The 12,925-nt window shown below is 52.3% G+C and carries 10 protein-coding genes; 3 read left to right on the forward strand and 7 right to left on the reverse strand.

Annotated features, from left to right (window positions below; genetic code table 11):
* Nucleotides 1–65 precede the first annotated feature (65 nt).
* From H581_RS0107550 to speE, 7 genes are all read right to left on the reverse strand, one after another.
* Complete coding sequence (locus tag H581_RS0107550) at nucleotides 66–890, reverse strand: carbohydrate ABC transporter permease (RefSeq protein ID WP_028609484.1); 825 nt, start codon at nucleotides 888–890, stop codon at nucleotides 66–68.
* Complete coding sequence (locus H581_RS0107555) at nucleotides 883–1,698, reverse strand: carbohydrate ABC transporter permease (protein WP_084134500.1); 816 nt, start codon at nucleotides 1,696–1,698, stop codon at nucleotides 883–885. The genes H581_RS0107550 and H581_RS0107555 overlap by 8 nt, the downstream gene beginning before the upstream one ends.
* 194 nt (nucleotides 1,699–1,892) lie before the next feature.
* The gene (locus H581_RS0107560; RefSeq protein ID WP_028609486.1) at nucleotides 1,893–3,188 is read right to left on the reverse strand and encodes an ABC transporter substrate-binding protein; all 1,296 of its coding nucleotides are present in this window, start codon (nucleotides 3,186–3,188) and stop codon (nucleotides 1,893–1,895) included.
* Between the two features lie 177 nt (nucleotides 3,189–3,365).
* On the reverse strand, nucleotides 3,366–5,141 hold the full coding sequence (locus tag H581_RS0107565; RefSeq protein ID WP_028609487.1) for a cache domain-containing sensor histidine kinase: 1,776 nt from the start codon (nucleotides 5,139–5,141) through the stop codon (nucleotides 3,366–3,368).
* A 14-nt stretch (nucleotides 5,142–5,155) separates the two neighbouring features.
* Nucleotides 5,156–6,715 carry a response regulator transcription factor gene (locus H581_RS0107570; protein WP_028609488.1) on the reverse strand — a complete coding sequence of 520 codons (1,560 nt, stop codon included), beginning with the start codon at nucleotides 6,713–6,715 and terminating at the stop codon, nucleotides 5,156–5,158.
* 127 nt (nucleotides 6,716–6,842) lie between these two features.
* Nucleotides 6,843–7,712, reverse strand: coding sequence for an agmatinase (gene speB, locus H581_RS0107575; protein WP_028609489.1), 870 nt, complete (start codon nucleotides 7,710–7,712; stop codon nucleotides 6,843–6,845).
* Nucleotides 7,713–7,749: 37 nt separating this feature from the next.
* Nucleotides 7,750–8,577: a polyamine aminopropyltransferase gene (speE, locus tag H581_RS0107580; protein WP_028609490.1), complete on the reverse strand. Its 828-nt coding sequence runs from the start codon at nucleotides 8,575–8,577 to the stop codon at nucleotides 7,750–7,752.
* Nucleotides 8,578–8,799: 222 nt separating this feature from the next.
* On the opposite strand from speE, the gene H581_RS0107585 reads away from it, so the two are divergent.
* From H581_RS0107585 to cyoA, 3 genes are all read left to right on the forward strand, one after another.
* Complete coding sequence (locus tag H581_RS0107585) at nucleotides 8,800–10,902, forward strand: transglycosylase domain-containing protein (RefSeq protein ID WP_028609491.1); 2,103 nt, start codon at nucleotides 8,800–8,802, stop codon at nucleotides 10,900–10,902.
* 257 nt (nucleotides 10,903–11,159) lie between these two features.
* Nucleotides 11,160–11,441 carry a hypothetical protein gene (locus tag H581_RS0107590; RefSeq protein WP_028609492.1) on the forward strand — a complete coding sequence of 94 codons (282 nt, stop codon included), beginning with the start codon at nucleotides 11,160–11,162 and terminating at the stop codon, nucleotides 11,439–11,441.
* Nucleotides 11,442–11,930: 489 nt separating this feature from the next.
* Nucleotides 11,931–12,908, forward strand: coding sequence for a ubiquinol oxidase subunit II (cyoA, locus tag H581_RS33355; RefSeq protein WP_036718115.1), 978 nt, complete (start codon nucleotides 11,931–11,933; stop codon nucleotides 12,906–12,908).
* Nucleotides 12,909–12,925 lie beyond the last annotated feature (17 nt).

A 12,925-nucleotide genomic window follows, 5' to 3' on the forward strand; every position in this document is an offset into this window, starting at 1 on the left:
TCAAATGGCACGCGCAGCGGCATGTTTCACCTGCATTACGCTCTTCACTCCATTTTCACCGCGCCCTACTTCACCGATCCCGTCATACCGGCGACAAAATGCTTCTGCATGAGGAAGAAAACGATCGCCGTCGGCAGTGTCGCAATCAGAATGACGGTCATAATAACGCCGTAATCCGGCGAATAGCCGGACCCGAGATTCGAAATCAGCAGCGGAATCGTTCTTTTCTCCGGCGACTGCAGCACGACCAGCGGCCACAGGTAGTTGTTCCAGCTGGACATGAACGTAATGATCGCGGCAGCCGCATACGAGGTTTTCATCGTCGGCACGTATATCCGGAAGAATACGCCAAGCTCGCTTAAGCCATCGATGCGGCCCGCTTCAAGCATGTCCTTCGGAAACATCTTCGTGCTTTGGCGAAAGAAGAAAATCAGAAAAGCCGTCGTGACCGTCGGCAAAATAACCGAGGAAATCGTGTCGATTCCAATGAACGGCATGGTCTGCGTAATGCTGCCGAACATCCGGTACAGCGGCACCATCAGCGCGGCAAACGGAATCATCATGGACAGCAGCAGAATGCTGAATACGGTATCCTTCGCCTTGCTTCTGTAAATTTCAAAGCCGTATCCGGCAAGCGAGGCGATCAGCATCGCAAGAAGCGTCGTCGTGATCGAGATCTTCGCCGAATTAAGCAGCGCCGGAATCAGGTCGACGGTATCGAGCACCTTGCGCAGGTTCTCGCCGAGATAATTGCCGGGCAGGAGCCTTCCTTGCGTAACATCGATGGATCTATTCGTCGAGCTGACGATCATCCATAGGAATGGAAATATGGAGACGATAGCCGCTGCACTTAAAAATACATAAGTGAAAATTCGTTTAAACTTAGCCATTCTTATCACCTGCCAATTTGAACTGAAGGATGGAAAAGATGACGATCAGAATAACGATGGCATAGGAAACCGTGGCGGCATAGCCGAAATCCGGCGTATATTTGAACGACAAATTATAAATGTACTGCGACAGCGTCATCGTCGCGTTGCCCGGTCCGCCCCTCGTAATATTCATAACCTCGTCGAACAGCTGCAGCGTTCCGATCGTCGACGTAATGGACGTAAACAAAATAATGGGCTTCAGAAGCGGCACTGTAATTTTGGTAAACTGCGTAAAGGCGGAAGCGCCGTCAATACGGGCTGCCTCGTAGATCGAATTGTCGATATTTTGAAGCGCAGATAAATAGAAAATCATGTTATATCCGGTCCAACGCCATGTAATGGCGATAATAATCGTAATTTTAGCCCAGAACGGATCCGTGATCCATTGGATCGGAGCCGCGATGAGGTGAAGCTTGAGCAGCATGGCGTTAATAAGGCCGTCCGCTCCGAATAAATATTTAAAGATAACCGAATAGGCGACAAGCGACGTCACCGCCGGCAGAAATATCGCCGTACGATAGAAGCCCTTGAGCTTCAAATCCTTATCGTTAAGAAGTACCGAAATAAATAAAGCAAGAATAATCATGATCGGAACTTGAATGATCAAATACAGGAATGTGTTCTTCAGCGTCGTCATAAAAGTAGAATCCGTTAACAAGCGGGTGTAGTTGTCCGCGCCGACAAAAGATAGATTCGTGCCCGTGCCCGATTGGAATGACATGATCAACGCTTGAATCATCGGGTAGAAATAGAAAGCGCAAATCATAATAACCGCCACCGAAATAAAAGACCAGCTGATGACGTTCGTCCTAGCTTTAATATTCAAAGCCTTAGCTTCTCTCACAATATTTGGCAGCTCCTCTCTTCTCCAATTTCAAAACAAACCTTGATACAGGCCGTTTGCCGCCTACATCATGGCATCGGCAAACGGCTGTTCAAGGTTTCTCTGTGTGATTGCTGTTATTTAATTTGAGCGTCCGCTTGCTTCTGGGCGTCAGTCAGCACTTGGTCGATGCCCTTGCCGTTCAAATAGTTTTGCATTTCCACAATGATAATATCCTCAACCGCATACGTATGCATGCCGTAGTTTACGTTTGGAATTTCAGCCGTCCATTTTGCAAAATCGGCCACGATTTCTTGTCCGCCGAAAAACTCGTTCGGCGCTTTGTAAGCTTCGCCTTCCGCAGCAGGCTTATACGTTCCGATAGCGCCAACGTCCGTGATCAGCTTCTGATACAGGTCGACGTTCGAGCCTAACGTAGCGCCGAGGAATTCGGCAGCCTTTTCTTTGCCAGGCACGTTCAGCACGTACCAGGAGCTTCCTCCGAGGCTTGATGCGTGAACCGATTCGGGGTTATTCGTCAGCTTCGGCAGCGGAGCGATCGCCCACTTGCCGGCTTGGTCCGCGGCAGCCGTAATCGACGGCGTGAACCAGTTGCCCGTCGGAACGGATGCGACGTCGCCGCTGTTGTAATTCGCAACGAACTGGCTCCAGTCCGCGTGAATTTTCACGATGTTGGCTTCCATCATTTTCTTGTATGTCTCAAACGCTTCTTTCAGCGCTGCGTTGCCTTCCAGGTTGGCGGTCTTGCCGTCTTCGTTCAAGTACCATGAGCCCGCCGATTGGATCATCACGCGCAAAATGCCCATGTCGTTCGGATCAAGGGAAATCCAGTCCTTGCCCGTTTTCTCCTTGACGGCCTTTCCGATTTCAATGTATTTATCCCATGTAATATCCTGAAGATCTTCAATCTTGTAGCCGGCCTGCTCCAAATAATCGGTTCTGACATACAAGCCGGTTACGCCGGAGTCGAACGGAAGACCGTAGTTTTTGCCGTCAACGCTGGTCGGCCCGATTTTGTAATCCGCGAAGTCAGAAGCTTTGAAGCTTTCCGTCAGCGGGTAGAAGGCGTCCGGATAGGCTTGCAGGAAGCTTTGCGCGCGGTAGTCCTCGATAAGGACGATATTCGGCAAACCTTTTGTCGTTCCGGAGCTAAGGCCGGTATTCAGCTTTTGAACGATGTCGTTCTGGGCGTTCTCGATAATATCGACGGTCAAATCGGGATGATCGGCCGCGTAAACGTCCTTCGCGAGGTTCATCGCTTTAATGTTGAAATTCGGATCCCAAGCCCAGATCGTAATTTTGCTTGTATCCGCCGCCTCGCCGGCATTGTCGCCGTTGCCGGTGTCCGTATTGGCACCGCAAGCCGACAAGATCATGATGCTGGCAAGCAGCAGGGCAATGATTTTCTTCATGTCAAGACCTCCATTTATTTATCTGTCCTGTAAGCGTTTCCCCGCCTACTTCATTCATGTTAGCATTCGGAGGATTTAGGACGTTAGAATTATCTTTGCCTTCACTTGTCAGATTATTATGGTTTTCCGGATTATCCAAAATTTTATTTGTACGATTTTTGGATTCTGGGAAAATTTTTACCCTTTCAGCAGCGGAATACGAATTTTCACTTTCGTGCCCTCTCCCGGCTCGCTCGTAATCGTCACTCCGTAAGCTTCCCCGTATAACAGCTTAATTCGGTCATGCACGTTTTTTACGCCGATTCCCGTGAACAACTGCCGCTTGCTTTTTGGACGCGGGAGAAGATTGCCGGCGGAGGGGGCGTCCGCCATCCCGTCCCCGTCATCGACGACCTCGCAAACAAGCGCATCCCCCTCTTTCGCAACCATGATGTAAATGTGGCCCTCGGGCTTGTTGTTAAACGCATGAAAAAAAGCGTTCTCGATAAACGGCTGGATGATCAGCTTCGGAACGTGGAAGCCCATACAGTCGGGTGCGATAAAATAGTTCACTTTAATCCGGTCGCCGTAACGGACGTGATTAATGAACACATAGTTTTTCATATTCACCAGCTCTTGGCTAAGGGGAATCGTCTCGCTGACATTGCCGATCGCGTTCTGGAGAAGCGAGATCAGCGCGTTGATCGTCTCCGCCGCCTTCTCCTTGCTGCCCCGCTGCACCATAAATTTCACCGAGGCCAGCGTATTATATAGAAAATGGGGGTTGATTTGCTGCTGAAGCGCCTCCAGCTCCGCATTCCTCTGCTGCTTCTGCGTCTGAACGAGCTCCTTCACGTATTCCTGCAGCTCATCGAGCATATCGTTGAAGGCCTGTGCCAATTGACGCGTTTCATAGCTTCCTCCTACGGTCACGTGATGGTCGAATTCGTATTTCGATATCGTTGAAATTTGCTTCACCAGTCTCGTCAGCGATTTTGTCATCCTGCGGGAGATGACAAATACGATAATGACCGTCGCGAGCGTTATAGCCATGACGCTGAGCACGATCGTTTTCGTGTCGATCAATTGGCCGATAGCCGTCTCTTTATCGATCAAATTCACCACATACAAGTCAAACGGCGTCAAATATTCGGAAAGCACCACTTGATCCTTGTCCATGATGTCCACGTTTTTATAAGGAAGCCCCTGTTCCTCGATTTGTTCGGCGTATTGGAGAAGGTCGGCCGCGGGCTGTCCGATCCACTCCAGCCGGTTGGCCGATACGATCGTCCCTTCTCTATCCAGCACGGCGACATCGTTGCCAAGGCTGGTATAGCTCTCATAGAAACGCCTGAATTCCCGTTCCGGTATCGAGAAATACATCGTGCCGTACACAAAATCGGTCCGGTCAATGAGCGCCTTAGAAGCGATGACCGTCGGTTTGGTTGCGGGATTACCGGAATGCGCCGCATCGTCATATTGGTAGATCAGCCTGCGGGGCTCTTGAAGCGTCTTGGCCGTGACCGGATGATCGCGAAGCTCGGCATCGGTTAACGGCCAATAGGAGCGGTCGGATGCGTAGCTCCTGCCGTTCACTCCCGTAACCGTAATCCCCACCTCATACGCGTCAACACTTGAATTGAACCTTTCCATCTGCTGGCTCATGCTGTAATAAGCCTTGCTCCTGGCTATGGAGTCGCCGTCCCCTTCCGTCAGAAAACTGCGGACCGAGCCGCTCTGCGAAATATTATTGGACGTAATGACGATCGAATAATTGAAAGAATCCAGACTGCTCTTAATCTGCTCGATCACCTTGGAATTCGTAATGCTGAACGTCTCCATGAAGACCCTCTCCGACATATTGATTGTCGTCCACGTCGTCGTGACCGATACGGTAACGATACTGACAACCATGATAATGAACATTTTGACAAACAGCCCGTTATATTTAAAGCGATCCAACAAACGTCTCATAACCATCTCTTCCCTTATTTCATATATTGTCTGCGGTAACGGCTCGGGGACATGCCGGTCAGCTTCTTGAATACCTTGGTGAAATAACTGTGGTCGGAATAACCGACCAGGCCGCTGATTTCCGAAATCGTCGCTTCCCCGCCCCGAAGCAGCTCTGACGCCTTATCCGTTCTAACCCGGTGCAAATAATCGATAAAGCCCTCGTTGTTGTGGGAAGAGAAATAACTGGACAGATAGGACGGATTAAAATGAAAATGCTTGGCCATCTCCGTCAAGCTGAGCGGCTCCGCATAATGCTCGTCAATGTAATCAAGCAGCCGCTTCATATTCGCATTGCCGGCAGAAGCGGCTTTGCTCTCGATGCTTTTACCCGCCTCTGCGATAAAATCCTCGAGTTTCGCGATCGCTTCTTCGGCGTAACGGGAATCCTCGACCGCTTTGAAATACGCGTATTTACTTTTTTCCAGCTCTTTTATGTCATACGACATATTGCCCAGCAGCACGGTCATGTTAAAAATAAGATTGCCCAGAAACGACTTGAATTCGAACACGTCCGTTTTATAGTTGCCGGCCATGGCCCGGACATACCCGCGCAAATAACTGAACGCCGACTCGAAGCGCTCCCGCTTAAATTCGTCTGTGAACACATTTAAGTTAAAGCTGTCAGGCGCTGGCTGCGGTTCGGGCAGCTCGTTGTAGACCAATACTCTTTTCCCCTGCAAATAAAAGGAATAATCGAACAGCTTCAACAGGCTGTCTCTGTAGACCGTGCCCAGCTGCGAGAATTCGGCAAACGGCTCGCTGACGGCGAGGGCGGCACCCGAAGCGGCATCGGCAACGATATCGGCTATATGTCTTGCCAAGCCGTTCAGCCCGGGCCGATCATGCCGTTCCACATTCAGAAGCAGTGCCACCCTATTCTCATCCGTGGGGAGCAGACGGAATGCGGCTCCGGGCATCCGCAGTCCGATTTCCATCTCCATCCGCTGCTTCAAGCCGTCGCAGCCGGCTCTCCATTGATCCTGCAGCCCCCGCAAATTGACGCCGAACAGACAGAACCAGGGGTGAGGAAATACGGCTGCCACCTCTTCCTCATCGTACTCCATCGTATAGCCGGAGATCATGCTCTCCATCAGCCTGTCCAGGGAGAAGCGATAGCGGCCTGCCGCTTCACTCGACCGAAGCATTGGAATTTTGTCCGCCGTCAGCTTCAAGACCGCAAGCAGATGCTGCAGATCCAGCTTCGGCTTCAAGATATAATCCGCAACCCCGCTTTGGAAGGTAGACCGGACATAATCGAATTCCCCGAAGCTGCTTAAGACGATCACTTCGATATCGGGATAATGCTGCTTGATTTGCTTGGTCAGCTCCTCGCCGTCCATGACGGGCATGACGATATCCGTTATGACGATGTGCGGCTGCAGCTCGCGAATCAGCTCCAGCGCCTCCATTCCGTTCGACGCTTCCCCTACGATAAGGAAGCCTTCGTGTTCCCAGTTCATAAAGTGCTTGATTCCCTGCCGAATTAATACCTCGTCATCCACGATCAACACCTTGCAATATGTAAGCGTCATTCCGACGATCCCTCCCTGCACCGTTCATGAAGTAGCTATAGTATATACCTTCCTGCGCCAATACAAAAAGAGCCCGGCCCCGGCGAGCAGCCGGAATCAGGCTCTTTGGTTCGATTAAGCGCAGGTATTATTTCAAGAAGCCAAGCAGCATTTCGCGAATGACCTTCGCCGCCACGATTTGCGTCTGCTCGGTAGGGTCGTATGCCGGAGCTACCTCAACGAGGTCGCAGCCGACAACGTTAACGCCGGAGCGAGCTATGGCATGAACCGCTTCGATGAGCTCCTTCGACGTAATGCCGCCCGCTTCGGCGGTACCTGTGCCGGGCGCTGCCGAAGGATCAAGCACGTCGATGTCGATCGTCAGGTAAACCGGGCGTCCCTCCAGCTCCGGGAGCACCTTCTTCAATGGCTCAAGCACCTCGAACGGATGGAAATTAATGTTCTCGCGGGCGTATTGGAACTCCTCGCGGGAGCCGGAACGGATGCCGAACTGGTAAATGTTCTTGCCGCCCATCAGGCCGGAAGCCTTGCGGATCGGCGTCGAGTGCGACAGCGGCTCGCCTTCATACTGCTCGCGCAGATCGGCGTGAGCGTCGAAGTGAATGATCGCAAGATCGGGATATTTCTTGTATACCTCTTGGAAGACCGGCCAAGAAACAAGGTGCTCGCCGCCGAGTCCGACCGGCATCTTGCCGTCGTTCAGAACACCGCGCACGAATTCGCCGATAATCTCCAGGCTGCGGGCTGCATTGCCGAAAGGCAGCAGCAGATCTCCGGCATCAAAATATTCGATGTCCTCGAGACTGCGGTCTAAGTAGGGGCTGTACTCCTCCAGCCCGATCGATACCTCGCGGATGCGGGGAGGACCGAAGCGCGAGCCCGGACGGAAGCTGACCGTGAAATCCATCGGCATGCCGTAGATGACCGCTTTGGACGCTTCATAGTTGTCGGAGCTCAGGATGAAGACGTTGCCGGAATATTTTTGATCCAATTTCATGAGGCTTGTCCTCTCTTTCCTATAACGTACCGCTCGCTTACTTTACGAGGTCTTCGACAAATTTAGGCAGCACGAATGCGGCTTTGTGAAGGCGCGGCGTGTAATATTTCGTATCGATTTCCGGAATGGCCGACTCATCGACGGCAAGCGGATCGTACTTCTTGCTGCCCATCGTGAAGGTCCACAGGCCGCTTGGGTACGTCGGAATATTCGCGCCGTATACGCGCACGATCGGGAATACTTCCTTTACGTCCTTGTTCACGCTCTGGATCAGCTCCGCTTTGAACCACGGGTTGTCCGTCTGCGCCACGAAGATGCCGTCTTCCTTCAAAGCTTCGTAGATGCCCTGGTAGAAGCCGCGCGTGAACAGGTTCGCCGCAGGGCCGACTGGCTCGGTGGAATCGACCATAATAACGTCGTACGTATTTTTATGATCATGGATATGCATGAAACCGTCGTTCACAAGCACTTCAACGCGAGGGTTGTCGAGCTCGCCCGCGATGGTAGGCAAATATTTTTTCGAATATTCAATAACCTTGCCGTCGATGTCAACAAGCACCGCTTTCTTCACCTTCGGGTGCTTCATCACTTCGCGAATAACGCCGCCGTCGCCGCCGCCCACGACGAGCACATGCTCCGGATTCGGGTGAGTGAAGAGAACCGGATGCGCGACCATCTCATGGTAAACAAACTCGTCCTTCACCGTGGTCATAACCATGCCGTCCAGCACCAGCATAGTGCCGAATTCTTCCGTTTCGATCATATCCAGCTGTTGAAAGTCCGTTTGTTCATTTACATACGTTTTCGTAATCTTCGCCGTAATGCCGAAGCTATCGGTTTGTTTCTCCGTATACCATAATTCCATGTCGCTGATCCCTCTTTCCTTCAATGGTTCAACCTGTATTATAGTTATTTGCTTCAAAAAAGCAACCTTTTCCAGCCTCCGCACAAAAAATTAATGTACCGCCGCCTCGCTCGTGAATAGCGCGAACCCCGTTTTTCCATACTAAGGAAAAGCGAAGGTTTGCGTATAAGTCGATCTTATAGCGAAATTTGTAAATTTTGTAACCCGAAGGGAGCCTGCTCCATGAAAAAGCCTTCCAACCGGCAGGGGAAGACCCGCCGCCGACCCGCTTTTCCTAGTATATCCGAGAGGTTTCTTCCCCATGTTCTACATATAAAAAATGGGCTGAAATGGTCTGCCGCCGTGTTCACGGTCTTCGTGCTTCTGTTCGCAGGCACCCTTATTTATTTGCGGACACAAACGCTTCCGGCCGCCTCCATCAGCCAGACTTCGCAAATGGTCGACCTGCACGGCAACGTCATCGATACGTTCCACGCCGGCGAGAATCGCCGTTCCGTGCCGCTCGCCGATATATCCCATTACGTCGTCGATGCCACCTTGGCGATCGAAGACCGGCGCTTCTACGAGCATCGCGGCTTCGACATGAAGGGAATGGCGCGCGCCGTCATGGTGAACGTTCAGAGCATGTCCGCCCGTCAAGGCGCAAGCACGCTCACGCAGCAGCTGGCGAGAAATCTCTATTTGACGCATGAGCGGACATGGCAGCGCAAAATAAAGGAAGCGATGTATACCGTACAGCTGGAGATGAACTACTCCAAGGACGAGATCCTGGGCATGTACTTGAACCAAATTTATTACGGACACGGCTCGTACGGCATAGAAGCGGCGGCCATGATGTATTTCAACAAGCATGCCTCCGAGCTGTCGCTTGCGGAGAGCGCCATGCTGGCCGGCATTCCGAAGGGGCCGAAATACTATTCTCCTTATCTCAACATGAAAGCCGCGAAGGATCGCCAGCTTACGATCCTGCAGGCCATGCTGGAAGGCGGCTCGATTACGGACGGGCAAAAAAGCGCCGCCTATGCGGAGGTGCTGAGCTTCCAGCCGCTCGGCTCTGGCCAGCAGGAAGGTTTTGCTCCGTACTTCCGCGACTATATCCGCTACATAGCGGTGGATAAGCTGGGTATTAACGAACAGCTGCTTAACGAGGGCGGCATTACGATTTATACCACGCTTGATCCCGTCGCGCAGGCCGCTGCCGAGGAGGTCGTCGCCAAAGGAATTCCCGCAAGCTCGGAGCAGCAGGCCGCGCTTATCGCGATCGACCCCCGCACCGGCTATATAAAAGCGATGGTAGGCGGCCGCGACTATAAGAAGAACCAGTTTAACCGTGTTTTTGCCGACACGCGCCAGCCCGGCTCCTCGTTCAAGCCGTTCCTGTATTTGACCGCGCTGCGCAGCGGCTTCATGACGCCGGTGACACGCTTCAAGAGCGAGCCGACCGTCTTTACTTATGACGAAGGACGCAAAACCTACGAACCGCGGAATTACGGCGATAAATATTCGAACGACTATATCGACATGCGCAAGGCGCTCGCAAGCTCGGATAACATCTATGCGGTTAACACGATCATGACGGTTGGCGCAGATAAGGTCATCGAAACCGCGAGAAAGCTCGGAATCGACAGTCCGATGCAGCCCGTTCCTTCGCTTGCGCTCGGCACCTCCCCGGTCAGTCCGTTCGAAATGGCTTCCGCCTTCGCTACTTTCGCCAATGGCGGCACCCGGGTCGAACCGGTTGCCATTACGCGGATCGAGGACCGCAAGGGACAAGTCTTATATGAAGCGAAGCATCAAGCCGAGCAAGTCATCGCCCCCGCCGAGGCTTATGTTATGACCAGCTTAATGGAAAGCGTATTTGAAGAAGGCGGCACGGCCCATCGCGTTTCTTCCGCCATCAAGCGGCCAGTTGCCGGCAAGACCGGAACGACGCCAACCGATGCGTGGCTGGTCGGTTATACGCCGGAGCTCACGACAGCCGTGTGGGTCGGATACGACAAGAACCGCAAGCTGACCGTTGCGGAGGCTTACCGCGCAGCGCCGATCTTTGCCCAGTTTACGGAAAAAGCGCTCAGCACCGTTCCTCCGAAAATCTTCCCGATTCCGCAAGGGGTCGCTACGGTCTATATTGATCCGACCAGCGGAAAGCTTGCGGCGGAGACCTGCCCGAACAAGCGGCTGGAGAGCTTCCTTAGCGGCACGGAGCCGACGGAGGTATGCGGCGAGCCGGCAGCCGAGTCCGGCACGGACGGGCAGAAGGACGGTTCGGCGGAGAAGGGACGCCATTCGTGGTGGACCGACTTCAAGCGTTGGTGGACCGATTAAAACGGCGGTATGTGCAGCATCAAGAGAACCTCTGGATTGTCCTCGGGCACCGGGTTTTCCTGTCTGCTCATCACGTTGCCCCTTTCCGGTTCTGCACGTATCTCTGGGTTAGTATGGCTATACACCTTTTTTCGGCTGGTCAACCGTGTATTTTTGTCCGAATTATGATCATAAAGTGAATTTTCTTTGAACAAATTCGCGTGATTATGGTATAGTAATTCTAAGAAAACACTTACAATTAACCGGGAGTGTTCATAATGACGACGAAAACAGCAACAATCAGCCAGGTTCAGCCGTCGAAATCGGATGTCAAACGGCTTGTTAAAGCCATGACGGCAATCGCATGGGCCGTGCTCAGCATCGGCGTTCTGCTCTGCGCAGTTAATCTAAGCCACTTCAGCGATCAAAATGTCGGCCTAATGGTCGGTATCGGATTTCTAATCGGCAGCGTTCATATTTATGTCATCGGCACCGCGATCGGACTCGTTCACGCGCGGCTCCACCAGGAGACGCCGAAGATTGATCAGGGCGACGAATAATTTTCGAATGTAATGAAAGAAGACGTACTCACCGGCATCCGGTTTGTACGTCTTTTTTTTACAGTTAAATTTGAATCCGTTCCGGAAAGTCCTCGTCCGGATTACCCATCGTTATCGTTCGAATCCGCTGCGCCCGCAAGCTCCGCTCTCATCCGGACCTTAACGGAGGTGCCGATGCCAAGGTGGGAAGAGATACTTCATCCGTTACCTTCTCCGGCATACAGCTAGATGCGCTCATTGACGTTAAACAAACCGTATGAGCTTCCGTTGCCGTTATGGTCTCCCTTATCGTTCCTCTCCTCGGTCAACAGACGCCGGGACAGCTCCTCGTCCATGCCGATGATGCAAAAAGTAACAGTTGTCGAAGCGGTGAACTTTCTTTTACAGAAAAAAGACGAATTATTGACGTAATTGTTAACCCCGCAGTTATTGCGCGCAGGATCTGCTATTGTAGTCGTAAGCAGTCATTTTGAGGAGTTGAAACGAGGTATGAAACCGAATATTCGTATGCTGACACCTGTGTTGTTTTTGCTGATGGCGATGACGCTTTCCGGCTGCGGCGAGCAATTTATCGTGCTTGACCCGAAAGGGCCGATCGGTGAATCACAGAAGGATTTAATCTATATTACAACGCTGTTATGCGCCGTGGTTATCGTGCCGGTTCTCATTCTATCGGCGATCATCATCTGGCGTTACCGCGATAGGCCCGGCAGAAAAGCCGCTTATACGCCGGAGTGGGAGCATAGTACGAAGCTGGAGATTGTGTGGTGGGGCATTCCGATCATTATCATCCTCATCCTGGGGGTCGTTACGGTCAAATACACCTACGAGCTCGAGCCTTCCAAACCTATCGTCTCCGAGAAGGAGCCCGTTACGATTCAAGTTACGTCGCTCGATTGGAAGTGGCTGTTCAAATATCCGGAGGAAGGCATCGCAACCGTCAACTATCTTAAAATTCCGGAGGACGTGCCGGTGAAGTTCCAGCTCACGTCCGATAAGGCGATGAATTCCTTCTGGATTCCGCAGCTTGGCGGCCAAATCTACACGATGTCCGGCATGGCGATGACGCTGTTCCTGCAGGCGGATGAACCGGGCAGCTACTATGGCTCCGGCGCCAATTTCAACGGAAAAGATTTCGCCAAGATGACCTTCAAAGTCGATGCGACATCGGAAGAGGGATACCAGGCGTGGATCAATGAGGTGAAGGGCACTTCTCCTGCGCTTACCATGGACGGCTATGAGAAGCTGACCGAGCCCGGCTCGTCCGAGACGCTTCTGTTCTCAAGCTTCCCTGAAGGCCTGTTCGAAAAAGTCGTCACGCAATATGTGAACGGGGACGGCGGCGCACACCAGCATCACGGCGGCGATACGGCCGAGCAAGAGGATGAGGCTGCCGAGGCAGATGATTCCGCTTCACCGGATAGTACCGGAACCGAGTCCAACGCACACCATCATGCGGGTCATTAGCCCATAACGAAAGGAGA

It is taken from the genome of Paenibacillus harenae DSM 16969 (genome assembly GCF_000422465.1).
Classification (GTDB): domain Bacteria; phylum Bacillota; class Bacilli; order Paenibacillales; family Paenibacillaceae; genus Pristimantibacillus; species Pristimantibacillus harenae.

Bases quoted from the DNA above. Each gene is read 5' to 3' on its own strand.
- H581_RS0107550 (WP_028609484.1), bottom strand. From the start codon at position 890: ATGGCTAAGTTTAAACGAATTTTCACTTATGTATTTTTAAGTGCAGCG.
- H581_RS0107555 (WP_084134500.1), bottom strand. From the start codon at position 1,698: ATGATTTGCGCTTTCTATTTCTACCCGATGATTCAAGCGTTGATCATG.
- H581_RS0107560 (WP_028609486.1), bottom strand. From the start codon at position 3,188: ATGAAGAAAATCATTGCCCTGCTGCTTGCCAGCATCATGATCTTGTCG.
- H581_RS0107565 (WP_028609487.1), bottom strand. From the start codon at position 5,141: ATGAGACGTTTGTTGGATCGCTTTAAATATAACGGGCTGTTTGTCAAA.
- H581_RS0107570 (WP_028609488.1), bottom strand. From the start codon at position 6,715: ATGACGCTTACATATTGCAAGGTGTTGATCGTGGATGACGAGGTATTA.
- speB (WP_028609489.1), bottom strand. From the start codon at position 7,712: ATGAAATTGGATCAAAAATATTCCGGCAACGTCTTCATCCTGAGCTCC.
- speE (WP_028609490.1), bottom strand. From the start codon at position 8,577: ATGGAATTATGGTATACGGAGAAACAAACCGATAGCTTCGGCATTACG.
- H581_RS0107585 (WP_028609491.1), top strand. From the start codon at position 8,800: ATGAAAAAGCCTTCCAACCGGCAGGGGAAGACCCGCCGCCGACCCGCT.
- H581_RS0107590 (WP_028609492.1), top strand. From the start codon at position 11,160: ATGACGACGAAAACAGCAACAATCAGCCAGGTTCAGCCGTCGAAATCG.
- cyoA (WP_036718115.1), top strand. From the start codon at position 11,931: ATGAAACCGAATATTCGTATGCTGACACCTGTGTTGTTTTTGCTGATG.